This window comes from Acidobacteriota bacterium (assembly GCA_016196065.1).
Classification (GTDB): domain Bacteria; phylum Acidobacteriota; class Terriglobia; order Terriglobales; family Acidobacteriaceae; genus Acidiflorens.
In genome coordinates, this window is the sequence record JACPYL010000010.1 from 163,483 (window position 1) to 177,842 (window position 14,360).

Consider the following 14,360-nt stretch of genomic DNA (forward strand, 5'->3'; position numbering starts at 1 on the left):
GCAACAAAACAACAACAATTCACCGCGCTCCGCTCGAGTCCATAAACTTCTTCTGGCACTCCTGCGCTGATTTCACAATCTGCTGGAATTCCGAATCGCCCTGGACTCCCGCCAACAGCGGATCTGCCTGCAGTGCCTGGTAGGCACAATACTTCTGCTCGACAGCCTTGCGCAGAAATGTGTAAGCGATCTTCTTCTCGCCGCACTGCGCCAGTAATGCGCCCTGGTAATACTTCAGCTCAGAATCCTGCTCCCACAGCAAATCGTCTTGCGCCCGCTCAGCCATGCTGTGGACTGCTTCCGCTGGAGCTTTGTTCAAGCAGCCCAAAAGAAATTCGCGCATCCATGTGGGATTGGTCGTCAACTTGTCCGCTGCCTCGCGCGCCTCTTTCATTCTGCCCTCGCGCATCAGCACCGACACCATCACCGCGTTCGACCATTCCGATCCCGTGTCCTTGTCCAGATACTGTTTAGCGAACGCCATCTTGCCCACTTCAAAGAACGCAAATGCGCACGATCGCCAGTTGTAATTCCCCGGATCGATGGCCGCCGCAGCATCGCATTCCTTTTGCGCCTGATCCAGCATTCCGGCATACCGCAATACGTACGCCAGTGAATAGTGCGCAAACGCGTTGTCCGGACGCCGCGCCACCAGGTCGCGGGCACTCCGGTATGCCTTATCCAGTTGACCCATCTCGACTTCATTGGCGGCGAGAAAGCCCGCTGCGCCTACTCTTCCGGGCTCCAGGGTCAAAGCCTTCTGGTAAGCGTTGTTCGAGCGCTCATACTGTGCCGTGCCGCCATTCGCATAGATCGCGTCGAAATAATATCGCCGGCCAAGCGCCTCCCAGGCCGGCGCGTATTTCGGATCGAGCGCCACCGCCTGTTCCAGCATCTTGATTCCTTCTTTGTTCGGCGCTGCCTCATGGGCGATCGACAAGCTGCGCATATACCAGTCATAGCCCTGCTTGTTCGCGGGAGCGCTGCTGTTCTCGACCGCTGCGCGCGCCACGCCTAGCGCCGGAAGGAGTTCCTGCCGGACCTTCTTTTCCAACTGACTCTGCAAAGCGATGACGTTGTCGTCGGGTGCCGTCAGCGTACTCGTCCAAATCAGCTTGTTGTCCTTTACTTCCACTGCTTCCAGCGTGAGCATGACTTTCTTGTTCTGCTGCAGGAAATGTCCGGTCACAACCGTTCCCACCTGGAGTTCGCGCCCGATCTTTTCCGCGTCGGCTTCGGCGTTCGCGTATTTTCGAGTCGACGATGAAGGCCGGATCTCCAGCGTCCGAGCGTACGTAAGCGTATTCGCTATCTCGTCCGCCAGCGCGTAGCGCAGAAACTCGCTCTTCGGGTCATTGTTAATGTTTTGGAGCGGCAGGACAGCAATCGTCCGGTTACTCGACTTGACCGCAATTTCCCGCGTCCGGAACCACCATGCACCGACCGCAGTCAAGACCGTGAGTAATACCGCCACCAGCACCAGGATTACCCACATCTGTTTTGAACTTCTCTTCTGGAACGTATGCGTGGTCGATTTTGGCAGCGCGGAATGCTTGCTGCGCGTGACGCCTGATTCCGTTTCCTTTTTCAGCCGCTGTAAATCGGCCTTCATCTCGGAAACATTCTGATACCGCTGGTCGCGGTCCTTCTCCATCGCCTTGCCGATAATTGTTTCCAGGATTGTTGGTACCGATGGATTGATTTGTGAAGGCGAGGCTGGCTTCTGATTCATCACCGCGTGCAGCGTGGTTACCACATTCGTTCCGGTGAACGGCTTCTTACCGGTTGCCATTTCGTACGAGACAACGCCGAACGAAAAAATATCGCTGCGTGCATCCAGCGTTTCCGAGCGCGCCTGCTCCGGCGACATATACACGGCGGTGCCCGGGATCACTCCTACCTGCGTCAGCGATTCTTCCAGCGAACTGTCGGTCGTCGTCCCCACTTCGCCGACCTTGGCGAGTTTGGCCAGACCAAAGTCGAGAATCTTCACCTGCCCGCTCGGGGTGAGAAAAATATTCGCCGGCTTGATGTCGCGATGCACGATCCCCTTGGCATGAGAAGCGGCAAGCGCATCCGCTGCCTGCAGCGCGATGTCCACCAGGTGATCCACGTCCATCGGCTTGCCCTTGATGCGCGCCTTCAGGCTCTCGCCTTCCAGCTTCTCCATCACGATGAATGGATGCCCGTTGTTATCTTCAATGTCGTGGATCGTGCAGATGTTCGGATGATTCAGTTGCGACGCCGCCCGCGCCTCGCGCGTAAACCGCTCCAGCGCCCGCTTGTCGTTGGAAAGATGATCAGGAATGAACTTCAGCGCAACATGCCGGCCCAGCCGAATATCCTCGGCCTCATACACAATTCCCATTCCGCCGCCGCCCAGCTTCGACACAATGCGGTAGTGGGAAACCATCTGGCCGAGCATGTCCATAGTGAGGTACGTGTAAGGCGGACGCCCTCGTCCGCCGCAGTTGCTGTTGGTGTTGCAGTTGCCCTTTGATTCTAGCGGAGGGCGCGATATCCGTGTGGCGCAGGCGCCCCCGCCCGCGAAGGCGTAATGTTAGGCGGACGTTGGAGTTGGGTCAACTGAGCGTCCGGTTCGCGGGCGCCCTCATCACAGCTTCACTTCGCTGATTTGAATCGTCGGTTGGACGTTCGAGTAGTTGGGAATGTCGTTCAGAATCGCGTCCGCATTTTCCCCGAACGAGGATTGAAACGTTTCGACAGAATCGAAGTAAAGATGCCCCAGGGCGACGTACGTGGGAGGCACTCCGGGCGCTCCGCCCGCAAGACCCTCTTCGACGGCCATCCCCTTCAGCGGCGTGCCGAGCAGCCTCTGCACAAGCGGCATGTGATGCTTGAGGTAGTACGCCATGTCGAATTTGCATCCCTGTGAATTGGGATAGAACACGCTGACCTTGATCATGACTGCTCCTTGCGAACGGCGAACGACCGCCGACAACGCCCTTACCCCACTAGCCCCGCTGACGATCCCACCCACTCCATATTCTTGTTGTGATCCACGCCCATCATCAGCCCGCGTCCCATGCGGACAATGATCAGCACCGGCGTGAGTTCCTTCAGCCAGATGTACATGATTCGCAACTCGGCCTTGGTCGGACCATGCGGAGTCTCAATCACTGGTGTGAAGCTGATTCGCTCCTGCAAAATGTATTCGCCCCGTTTAGCAGCAGGAATTGCGTCAATATCCGCCCGCGAAGGCGCAATCACTACACCCAAGCCCGCAAACGAATAAAGAGGCTTCAACACGAAGTTTTCCAGGTCGTCAGGGACCGCGGGCATCTGATCGAGAAACCACGTGCGAGGCACGCTCGCATGTTTCAGATAAGGGATTGAATATTTGCTGATGCGGAAATACCAGTTCGGATGTCCCGCCCACTCCACATCCAAGTCATCGCGAAAATCGAAGGGCAACGCGACACCCTTCCGCTCCAGTTCGTCCACGATCGTTCGGTTGTAAATGCGATGAATCGGGATTCGCCGGCCGTCCCGTTCGTAGAATAAACGCTGGTCTTCTCTTCTAATTTTCGTGATGCAGACCGTCCGCACGCCCAGCAACTTTTCTGTCAGCAGAAAATCCGGCTGCGTCTTCTGCTCCTCGGGATGCACTTCCATCAGCACCACGTTCTCCGGATCATGACCGGCGACGATCGCATCGCGCAGCAACCGTGCATACGAATCGGGATTGAGCCCGCTCAAGTGATACCGCAACGCAGGGTCGAGACCGAATACGTCCATGTAGGTCTGCGACAGAACTGGCTGGTATGCGTACAGAGAGGGGAATGCCTGCAGTTCGACTAGTTTTGGATGGAAGTCTCCGGCGGGATCGCGCACCAGTCCAAAATCAACCTGAATGAACATCGGGTGCGATGCCTCATTCGGAACTCGAAAGTGCGCGGGAATTGTATTTTCCGAACGCGCCCGATAATCGGGGTTGTCCACAAGTTGCCGGATCAAATCCTTGCCGTCTTCGCAGAGGCGCGCCACGAGCGAAGAAGGAAAGAAGCAAGGCGTCTCCGAAATCTGAAACGGCACTTCCATCCCGCATCGAGAAGCCAGTTCGCGCCGAAATGCCTTGTATTTTTCTGGAGTGAAGCCCGAGTTGAAGGCCTGCCGAAAGGAGGGAATCATAACGTAGCGCCGGCGTCCTCGCCAGCTGTGATGTGAGTATCGGAGCGGCATGGCTGAAGCCGTGCCTTCCCGAAGTCTTTGCGAGACCTCGCTCATCCCGACTAACCACTAATCACCAACCACTAAACACTGCCCCTACGCCTCAATCAAAAACTGCCCGCCCCGCATGATCTGTTCGTCATCCACCCAGATATCAAATTTTCGACCGACCACATCGATGTGCGTCACGGAATACCACTCCGCTCCGGTGTGGGCGCCGTACGGGTTTCCAAAGGCGATATGCACGCCCGGATATTTCTCGTCCTGCAATATCTGCCCGATGACGTCCTTCAGTTCGATGTTGGTCCCGATCGCAAACTCTCCCACGCGATCGCTGTTTTCGTCGGTATGGGTGTAAGCCCAGAAATCGTCTTGCAACTCGCGATTGGAGGAATGCCCTTCGACCACGCGATTGCCTTTCACCTTGATGGTCAGGGGGTTCGCCTTTAGATCGCCAAATTTCGCGCACAGATAATCGCCGACCACACCGTCGATGACGAATGTCCCATTGACCTCGCCCGGAGTCGTAAACACTTCGCCGCCTGGGAGATTGCCCCACTTGTCGCGGCTGATAATCCCACTGGTTTTCACCCAGCGATACTTGGGATTCAAGTCCGCAGTCAGGTCGGTGCCGCTCGGAGTCGTGGCACGAATCTTTTTTGCCTTTCTGACGCGTTCGATCACCTTGGCACTCAGACGGTCGACTTTCAGAAAGTCCGCACGCATGCCTTCCAGCATGATCTGCTTGTTGATGTTCACCATGTGCGCATGGCGGATTTTCTGGCGATTAACAACATCCGTCATCTGCATGCGCGACTTCAGTTCGTTCATTTGCGCTTGCACGGCGAAGATGCTGACCTGGCTGGTCTCGAGATCTTCGACTATCGGCGCCGGCAAATCCGTCAGAGGACGCGTCGCCCAGTCTTCCAGTACCCAGGAGTTGTACTTGCAGCCCAACGCTTCCAGCTCATGTACCAGCGCCGCTGCAATTTCCAGCGTCACTTCATCGGTGATGACGGTAACTTTTTCCGAAGGTTGTATGCGCAGGCACACTTGCACGGCATTTCGCGCGCCCTGCGCGAGTTCCGGATCAAATGCCAATTGGTTGAGTTGTCGTTTCGGTTGTGTCTCTACGGTCTTCATCCACGAATCAGACGGCCCTGGCAGTGGGGAGTTCGAGCGCTTCTTCGCCCAGGCCAACCTCAGTCTCCTCAATGATGTAGTCCACGACAGCTTTCATATCGCCTGTTTCACGGAACACTTTCAGTTGCCGGTCCGCGCCCGTGCCCATCTTCATGATCTGGCGGATGTACTCCACTTCCTTGCGTGAACCCAGTTCGTCCACCACGTCGTCCACAAACTCCAGATACTCTTCGATCAGTTCGCGTTCCGGCACTTCGGTCTGTTTGCCGAAGTCAACCAATTTTCCATCCAAGCCGTAGCGCGCTGCCCGCCACTTGTTTTCCATCAGCAGCGATCGCCGGTACAAGCGGAATCCGGTATTGGCGGAATAAAGACGATACAGTTTAGCAACCGTCGCCTGGATCAGCGCCGCCAGCGCAATCGTCTCGTCCACCCGCATCGGGATATCGCATACGCGGAACTCGAGCGTGTTAAAGAATGGATGCGGTCGAATGTCCCACCAGATCTTCTTCGCGTTATCGATGCAGTTCGTCTTCACCAGCAGCTTGATGTAGTTGTCGTACTCGCCCCAACTCGGAAAGTAGTCGGGCATGTTCGTGCGCGGAAACTTGTCGAACACTTTGCAGCGGTACGATTTCAAACCCGTGTTCATCCCCAGCCAGAAAGGCGAATTCGAAGACAGCGCCAGCAGATGCGGCACAAAATACCGCGCGTGGTTCATCAGGTGGATCGCGGTCTCGCGGTCCTCCACGCCAACGTGTACGTGTAGTCCAAAAATCAGGTTCGCGCGCGCCACCAGTTGCAGGTCTTCGACAATGTTCTTGTAACGCTCGTCGGGAGTCACTTCCTGTAATCGCCAATCGGCAAATGGATGCGTCGCCGCCGACGCCAGCCGCAGCCCGTTCTCCCGCGACAACCGGATCATGTCGCGCCGTAGTTTTTTCAGCTCGTCCTTGGCCTCGGTAATGTTGTTGCAGACCGAAGTTCCCACTTCCACCACCGACTGGTGCATCTCAGCCTTTACGCGCTCTTGCAGGATGAGTTTGCCCTTCTCGATGATCTCGGCATGAATGTGCGACCGCAGATCCCGAGTCTCGGGATCGACTGTCTGATACTCCTCTTCAATGCCCAGCGTGAACGTAGGTTTCATAGCGGCACCACAAGCCAGCCGGAGGGGGCCAGCCAAAGTCCAGATAGTATAACAGTGTTTAGGAGGGGCCTTACCTGGCTAAGCTCATGTGGGGACAGGTCTCCGACCTGTCCAGCCGGGCAAAGCCCGGCAGTTTCAGGGGGAGCAAATCTAATGGAAGTCCAACAACACCAACTGCTAACCGCCCTCTACGCCGCCTTCAACGCCCGCGACATCGATCGCTGCCTGACCGGCATGCTGCCAGATGTGATCTGGGCCAACGGCATGGAAGGAGGCAGTGTTCACGGCCACGCCGGCGTACGAGAGTATTGGACGCGCCAGTGGAAACAGGTAAATCCACGCGTGGATCCGCAAGGCTTCCACATTGACGGCGACAAAGTCACCGTGGATGTCCACCAGGTGGTGCGGGACATGGACGGCTCTGTGCTTGCCGACCAGATGGTGAAGCACGTTTTCACGTGCGAAAACGGGCTGGTCAAGATTTTTGAGATTGCCTAGAGCCGGTCTCACAAAAGGTTTTCGGGAGGGCACGATTTCAATCGTGCCGCTATCGGTCTACAAAAACGCGGGCTTCAGCCCGTGAGGGCAGGCTCGTTGTATCGACCGACAAGAGATCGGTCTAGGTTATTTCTTCCTTCGGCGAGGCCACCAGTGTCGCGCGTCGATGTAAGCAGGTACAACAAGGAATGCCAAGAACACGAGAACAGCCAAAACAACAAACAAAACTGCAGCGAAAGTTCGCAAAGCCTTCCAACTCTCTCTGTGCCTCCCCGGTGAAAAGAACTACTCCTGGCCCTACGCCTTCTTCCGCGGCTTTGGCGTCTTCAGATCCACCCACTTCGGCCCCGTCAAAAACGACGCCCAGCGCATCTCTTCATAGGGCTTCTCGTCGCTTAGAGCCGTCTTCACCAGCATCTCCGCGACATTCTCAACCGCCCATTTGAAATTCTCCGGACCAACCGAAGTGATCTCTGCATCCGGCGCCGGATTCATGAAATCGATCGCATAGGGCACGCCGTCCTCGACCGCAAACTCCACCGTGTTCAGGTCATACCCCAAGGCGCGGCACAGAGCCAAAGCATCCTTCTCGACGCGTTCCTTCATGGCCGGCGCCGGCGCAGGATTCCCCTTCACATATCGTTCATGATGAGGAGCCTTCGGGTCATAGCGCATGATGTGCACTTTTTCCTGACCGACCACATAGCACCGGAAATAATCGTCAAATACCACGCCATGCTGCAGCGTCATGCAGAGATCGCCGGTCTGGTTATAGGCGTTGAAGAACTCTTCCGGAGTGTCGACCTTGTACACATGCTTCCACCCGCCACCAGCGTATGGTTTCAGGAAAGCCGGGAACCCGACATACTCAAACACTTCTTCCCAATTCAGCGGATAGATCAGGTTCCTCATCGACAGATCAGTCGTATCCGGCGGATGCTTCTGATGCGGCAGGATCACCGTCGGCGGAATCGCCACGCCCATCTTGTGCGCCATCGCGTAGTTGAAGAACTTGTCGTCCGCCGTCCACCAGAACGGATTGTTCACGACAATCGTCCCCTGCAGCATCGCGTTCTTCAGATATGCGCGATAGAACGGAATGTCTTGCGAGATGCGATCCAGGATCACCGCATATTTCTTCGGCTCATCCATCCGGATTCCGCCAATCTTCACAAACTCCGCCTCAACTCCCGCATTCAAAGAGTTGATCTTCTCCACCAACGCCGGCGGAAACGTATTCTCCATCCCAAAAAGAAGTCCGATTTTCTTCACAGTACACTCCCGATTTTGCTTGCCACCAGCTAGAAGCTAGCAGCCAGTAGCGCGAATTGATAGCTCGCGGCACGTAGCTCGAAGCCTCTTCTTACTTGATAAACTCTCCCGCCCCACCCTGCGACCACGGATCATACGTTACACAGAACTGCACACGGTCGCGAATGCGGGGATGGTCAAAGAACAAGAATACGTCAAGCGGATCAGGGTCAGGATCGGCAAGGTTGACTTCGCCCATCGCCTGAAACGTTTGTGCTGCCACTTGGCCCGAGTCGGGCGTCAGACTATGCGTGACTTCGAGTCCATACTGGTCGGCCTGGTGTTCGGCATAGCGACTGAAGCCGCTGAGAAGTGGGTTGCTTGCGAACTGAAGTATGGAGAGCAGCAACACCAGAACCGGCAGCGAAGCCCAGTCGTCGAGCGCATGGATTCCCCAGCCCGCGCCCCAGCGCGCAAGCATCCAGCCCACTAAACGATAGCCGACATAGAACAGCAGAAGAAAAACGACGCCCGCCGCCGCAATGCCCTTAGGCACGTGCTGCAAAACATAGTGTCCGGTTTCGTGACCTGCGGTGAAAACGATTTGCGGCGCGTTCAGCTTGGCGATCGTGGTATCCCATACGACGATGCGCTTCGACTGGCCGATCCCGGTGACGTAAGCGTTGAGAGCAGTAGTCTTCTCACCAGCGTTCATCCAGAACATGCGCTCCGGTGGAATATCGACGCCGGCCCTCTGCACCATCTGCTCCAAGGCGGATACAAGCGCGGGATCTCGTTTCTGCAAAGGCTCAAATTTGTGGAACAGGGGATCGATTACCCAGGGCGTGATCAGTGTCACCAGGACGACGAGCGGCAGGGAAGCCAGCCAAAAATGGAACCACCAGCGTTGCGGACTTTTGCGGATCACCGCATACAGAATCCACACGAACACGGTCGCCAGAATCACCGCGACCATTTGCCCAAGCGCCCAGTCCCCAGCCCACGATCCCCATCCCTGGATCGAAATGCCGAACCGCCTTTCGACCATCTGGCCATAAATGTCGATAGGGAGAGTAAGTATGTCGAGAGCCAGAACAAACAGCGGAGCGAATATGCAGGCCTGCAGGAATCGCCGCGACGAGAAGTGAACCGCCCAGTCGCGAAACTTCGCGCTCAGTTTCAGCCGCAGGATAAGCCACAGGGCAAACAGTCCATAGAAGAAGTTGACCAAGTCCAACCGAAAGTGAATCCGGCGCCGCTCGTGGGCTTTCTGATAGAGGTCAGGCGGCAGGGTGTAAGCCGTCACTGTGTGGGCTGCCTGCGGCGCGGTTCCGGCTGGCGATGCAATCGAAGACTGCTGTTGTTGACGGGCATCAGCCGATGGCGTCTGATCGCCCGCCGCGCAGACGGATGCCGAAAATACCAGCGCCAATAAAACTGAAGCCAACCTGGTCATCTTGTCTCACTCGCGTCGTGCGCGAACGATCACGACTTCAGTACAGATACTTTCCCGCCATTCGCTGCCACAAGGGCCAATCATGCTTGTTGTTGTCGCCCCAGATGTCCAGCCAGTGCGGAATCCCCTTCGCGTGCAGCAATCCCGCCATCTTGATATTCGCGTCCAGGCACATATCCCAGTCCGACGTTCCGAGCACAATCTTCATGGCACGAATGCGCGAAAGGAGCCCATCATCATTCATTCCCTGCACATAGTCGGGCGGATTGTTGAAATACACGTTGTCATCAAAGTAGGCGTCGAGAAAACTCTTGATGTTATACGACCCGCTCATGCAAATGCACGCCGACACCAGATCCGGATGCCGCAACGAAAAATTCAACGCATGATAGCCGCCAAAACTGCATCCCGTAACCGCCAGCTGCGGGGCCCAGTTCTTCCACTTCAGGAACGGCACGAATTCGTTCATTACATACTTTTCGTACTGCACATGCCGCCAGATCCGCGACCCCGGATGCACTCCCTTGTTGTACCAACTCTCGGTATCAACGCTATCGACGCAAAACACCTGGAGCTCGCCAGCATCGATCTTCGGAGCGAGTGTGCGGATCATTCCCGCATCTTCATATTCAAAAAAACGTCCCATGGAACTCGGGAAGACGAGCAGAGGCGCGCCGGCATGTCCAAAGACAAGCGACTCCATATCCCGCTGCAACTCGTGGCTGTAATTCTTATGGTGTTCGCGATTCATTTCGAGGAAGGATTGTACCCGAACCGGGCGGATACTCGCACATCGCCGCCCGCCTGCTACTCTATGCCATCACGTTGCGCGGGCCCGAAGCGATCACCACTCTTTTGGCCACCCGTCTAATCCGTATGACTCGAATCCAACGTCTGTTCGTGGCCCTGGCTCTGGTGGTGAGTGTGTCTTCCATCCTGAGCGCACAAAGTCGCCACGCCACCACCGACTGGGACGTTCGCCCATCGTTCAAATTCGACGCCCTCTGCGCCCTGAACGTACTCAGCGCCGACCCCTATTATCTCGAATACTACAAAGCGGACTACGAGCGCCTCTCCCGCCTGCTCAAGCCCGAGGAACTGGCCGCCTTCGCCAGCCTCAAGCACCGCATCAAGGACGAAAACGGCGGCATCATCTCCGCCCATCTCTCGCTGTACTTTTCCGCCGTCGAAGCCGATTCACTGGAAGATCTGATCCACGTCGTTGACGACAGCGCCGCCATGAAGCGCAACCTCCAGGCCACGCCTTACTTCGATGAGGATGGATGGAAACTCTACGAAGCCAGCCGCCTCGACCTGAAGACGGCGTTCCGAGCGCTGCAGCGTATCCACTTCGAATCCGACTGGGAAAAAGAAGTTCGACCTCGCGTAGAAGAAGCAAGAAAAAAGATCGCCGCCGACCTTCCCAAATACAACATTGTGCCCGCAATCGAATCCGTGCTGGGGACGCCCCTGGCGTCCAACCACATCACCGTCTACCTTCTTTATTATTCCGAGCCGCACGGCATCAAGATCACCGGCACCCGGTTTCTCTCGCATTACTCGTATCCGTTTCGCATCGTTCTCCACAACGCCATCCACGAAATGATGCATCCGCCCTACGATCTGGCGCACGATCCTGCCCTGCGCGCGGATCTAACCTTGCTTCGCTCCGTCCCCTATTTCATGAACAAGGTCGAGCACCACGACCGCTCCTTCGGATACAACGAGCCCGACGGCCTGGTTGAAGAAGATTGTGTGCAGGCGCTGGAAGAGTGGATCGCCGAGCGCTTCATCGCACCCCAGGACATGAAGGAATACTGGCGCCAGCAGGACGACGGCATCCACGTTTTCGCCGTCGCTCTCTACTCGTTATTCAAGGAACAACATTTCAGCGATCCCGCAGAGCCGTTCCCCGCGTTCCTCAAACGCATGTTCAAGGAAGGAAAATTCTCCGGCAACCAGATCGAAGATCGGAACAAAGCATTCTTCAGCGCAGCAACACACTAGACGCAAAAGTGCTGCACTACCCCCCTTCGGGCCCAAGCCGCGTAGCGGCGGCACAGGGAAGCCCGGCACGTCAGTGCCGGGTGAGCCCGGCCCCAAACCGAGTCCCGTAGGGACGACACCCCCGCCCGGCTCGCAGCTCGCAGCTCTAAGCTCACATCTGCTCTTTTCCTTTCAACAACTTAGCCCCGCTCAATCCCCCCAGTTACCACTCGACCCCCATTTTCACCCTTTTATTGCCTTTTTGGTGGCCAAGTCGATATTCTTCAATAAGATCACCCTGACGAACTCCACGTAACGAAACTTCCAGGTTTCACCGTGGAAGAGCTATTTCTTATACCGCTCATTGAAGAGCGCGAGGGACAGTTCTAGTTTGCGGGTTTAAATTTCGCAGCACTCAGGAAAGCGAGAGCAGAATGCATAAGCCGATCAAGTATGTCGAGAAGGCCGTTACGATCGCAGCCACTGGCGCGTGGGCCATCTTTGAACGTTTGAACCGTGTTGCTCCCAATCCATCGCCGACCCCGAAGTGGTCCGATAAGCCGCTGCTCAAGTCTTTCGAAAAATCGAAGCCGCCCCTTGGCTGGCCGCGCACCACGGACTCGCTCTGTCCGAAGTGTGTGCCGGAAATTCGCCAGCAGATTCTTGACGGCAAATTGCCCGTCGACGTGTTGATGAACGAAAAAGTCGGCGAGATCAAAGCGCAGATCATCGAGCGCGATGGCAAGATCTGGATGGTCAAGGATTGCCCGACCCACGGACACTTCGAAGATCTGATGTCGATCGACACCGAGTTCTCCGATCACCTGGAAAAAGTTTTCCCCGGCCGCGACATCAAGGCCCATAACGACGAGAAGCTCCATCACCACGGATCGTCGACCGTGAAATACGGCCGCGGATCAGTGTTGACGGTCGATCTCACCAACCGTTGCAACATGATGTGCGATCCCTGCTTCATGGACGCCAACCAGGTTGGCTTCGTTCACGAATTGACGTGGGAAGAAATCAAGACCGTTCTCGATAACGCGATCACCATCAAGCCGCGCCGCCAGATGTCCGTACAGTTCTCGGGCGGCGAGCCCACGTTGTCGCCGTACTTCCTGGACGCCGTCCGCTATGCCCGCAAGGTTGGCTACAACAGCGTGCAGGCTGCGACTAACGGCATCGAATTCGCGAAGAGTTTTGAATTCGCGCAGCAAGCTGCCGAAGCGGGATTGCGGTATGCCTATCTGCAGTTCGACGGTATCGGCAACGCCGCCAACGCGCACCGCGCAGTCGGCAATCTGTTTGACGTGAAGTTGAAGGCGATCGATAACCTCCATCGCGCCGGCGTCGAAATCGTGCCCGTCGTGACCATCGTCAACGGCATCAACAACGAACAAGTTGGACGCATCATCCAGTTCGCATTAGACAATCCGAAAAAAATTGGCTTCCTCAGCTTCCAGCCCGTAAGCTTCACCGGCCGCGACGAAGCCATCACCGATGAACGCCGCCAGGCGCAGCGTTACACGCTGGCCCACTTGGCGCACGACGTAAAAAATCAAACCGGCCTCGGCGAACCGAAACGCGACTGGTATCCGATCAGCTTCATGTCCACTTTCAGCGATTGGGCCGACGTCATGCACGCCGGCGAACCCAACAACGACTGGGGCCAACTCTCCTGCGGTTGTCATCCAAATTGTGGGACGGGGATGGCGATCATGATTGATAAGGAGACCAAGGAAGCGGTGCCGGTTACGGCTTTCCTGAAGGGCGATCAGCTCGCAAAGGATATTGCGAAGGTTAACGATGCGGCTCGGTCGAAGTTCTGGACGGTATTTGGAATGGCTCTGTGCTTGATGAAGAATTACGATTCATTCCAGTCCCCGACGCATTTCAAGTTGATGGACCTGCTCAAGAAGTTCGATAAGAACTTCAACGCGACCGGCAAGAACTACGGCAAGGTCGGTCCAGACCGGACGATTGACGACGTCATGAAGCGCCGCCAGGATCGCTGGAATTTCCTGTTCGTTGCGGGAATGTGGTTCCAGGATCTGTTCAACTACGACTTCCGCCGGACCGAGCAGTGCATCATTCCTTACGCCACGCAGGAAGGCGAGATCAGCTTCTGCGCTTACAACACGGGCGTGGGATGGCGCAACATCATCGAGAAGATGCACATGACCGCCACGCTCACCAAGTGGTATGAAGAGCATGGACGTCACGAGATCTTCGCGGGCGGCAAGAAAGTCAACATGGAAGACGCGCAGCATTCCCTGCAGTTGCGCGATGGGATCGTGACCCAGGAAATCCAGCACGATCTGGACAAGCTGGGCATCGCTAAGACAGCGCGCGAAGAGAAGGTTCGAGCGCGCGACGCGAAACAGGCTGCGGAACGCGGCAACAAGAAGAACGACGCCGCTTACGACGCACGCATGGCTGCACTCTATCGGGAAGTGGTTCTGAAAGAGAAGGCCGCGACGTCGGACGAAGCCGGATTCATCCCGCTCGGCGCGATCGCACCCGCAGCGAACAACGGCAACTCCAATGGAAGCGAAGCTAAGAAAGCAGCGGAGCAGGTTGGGGAGCCAGTGGCTGGGGACTAGCTCCGGGCTACGAGCTGCGAGCAAACTGAACAGGCCGCCTTCGGGCGGCCTTTCTTATTGAGCGGCAGTCCTCGCCAAACAG

11 protein-coding genes are annotated in these 14,360 nt (G+C 56.5%); 3 read left to right on the forward strand and 8 right to left on the reverse strand.

What is annotated here, in order from left to right; all coding sequences use genetic code 11:
• Window positions 1–19: 19 nt before the first annotated feature.
• The 5 genes from HY010_04120 to HY010_04140 all read right to left on the reverse strand — a co-directional run bounded on the left by HY010_04120 (window position 20) and on the right by HY010_04140 (window position 6,484).
• Window positions 20–2,431, reverse strand: coding sequence for a protein kinase (locus HY010_04120; GenBank protein MBI3474893.1), 2,412 nt, complete (start codon window positions 2,429–2,431; stop codon window positions 20–22).
• A gap of 183 nt (window positions 2,432–2,614) precedes the next feature.
• Window positions 2,615–2,926, reverse strand: coding sequence for an EthD family reductase (locus HY010_04125; GenBank protein ID MBI3474894.1), 312 nt, complete (start codon window positions 2,924–2,926; stop codon window positions 2,615–2,617).
• Between the two features lie 41 nt (window positions 2,927–2,967).
• Window positions 2,968–4,152 carry a hypothetical protein gene (locus tag HY010_04130; GenBank protein MBI3474895.1) on the reverse strand — a complete coding sequence of 395 codons (1,185 nt, stop codon included), beginning with the start codon at window positions 4,150–4,152 and terminating at the stop codon, window positions 2,968–2,970.
• A 135-nt stretch (window positions 4,153–4,287) separates the two neighbouring features.
• A complete protein-coding gene (locus tag HY010_04135; protein MBI3474896.1) occupies window positions 4,288–5,334 on the reverse strand; it encodes an aminopeptidase in 1,047 nt (348 codons plus the stop codon).
• A 7-nt stretch (window positions 5,335–5,341) separates the two neighbouring features.
• Window positions 5,342–6,484 (reverse strand): carboxylate-amine ligase, encoded by a 1,143-nt coding sequence (locus HY010_04140; GenBank protein ID MBI3474897.1) that lies wholly within the window; start codon window positions 6,482–6,484, stop codon window positions 5,342–5,344.
• Between the two features lie 153 nt (window positions 6,485–6,637).
• Between HY010_04140 and HY010_04145 the strand changes: the two genes are divergently transcribed.
• A complete protein-coding gene (locus tag HY010_04145) occupies window positions 6,638–6,982 on the forward strand; it encodes a nuclear transport factor 2 family protein (protein MBI3474898.1) in 345 nt (114 codons plus the stop codon).
• A gap of 297 nt (window positions 6,983–7,279) precedes the next feature.
• On the opposite strand, the gene HY010_04150 is transcribed toward HY010_04145, so the two are convergent.
• The 3 genes from HY010_04150 to HY010_04160 form a co-directional block, all read right to left on the reverse strand.
• Window positions 7,280–8,254, reverse strand: a complete 975-nt coding sequence (locus tag HY010_04150; GenBank protein ID MBI3474899.1) for a hypothetical protein — start codon at window positions 8,252–8,254, stop codon at window positions 7,280–7,282.
• A gap of 91 nt (window positions 8,255–8,345) precedes the next feature.
• Window positions 8,346–9,689 (reverse strand): M48 family metallopeptidase, encoded by a 1,344-nt coding sequence (locus HY010_04155; protein ID MBI3474900.1) that lies wholly within the window; start codon window positions 9,687–9,689, stop codon window positions 8,346–8,348.
• Window positions 9,690–9,726: 37 nt separating this feature from the next.
• Entirely contained in the window at window positions 9,727–10,440 is a 714-nt protein-coding gene (locus HY010_04160) for an esterase family protein (GenBank protein MBI3474901.1), read from the reverse strand.
• Between the two features lie 125 nt (window positions 10,441–10,565).
• Between HY010_04160 and HY010_04165 the strand changes: the two genes are divergently transcribed.
• Both HY010_04165 and HY010_04170 read left to right on the forward strand, forming a co-directional pair.
• Window positions 10,566–11,696 carry a hypothetical protein gene (locus HY010_04165; GenBank protein MBI3474902.1) on the forward strand — a complete coding sequence of 377 codons (1,131 nt, stop codon included), beginning with the start codon at window positions 10,566–10,568 and terminating at the stop codon, window positions 11,694–11,696.
• 413 nt (window positions 11,697–12,109) lie between these two features.
• Window positions 12,110–14,278, forward strand: coding sequence for a radical SAM protein (locus HY010_04170; protein MBI3474903.1), 2,169 nt, complete (start codon window positions 12,110–12,112; stop codon window positions 14,276–14,278).
• Window positions 14,279–14,360: the final 82 nt, after the last annotated feature.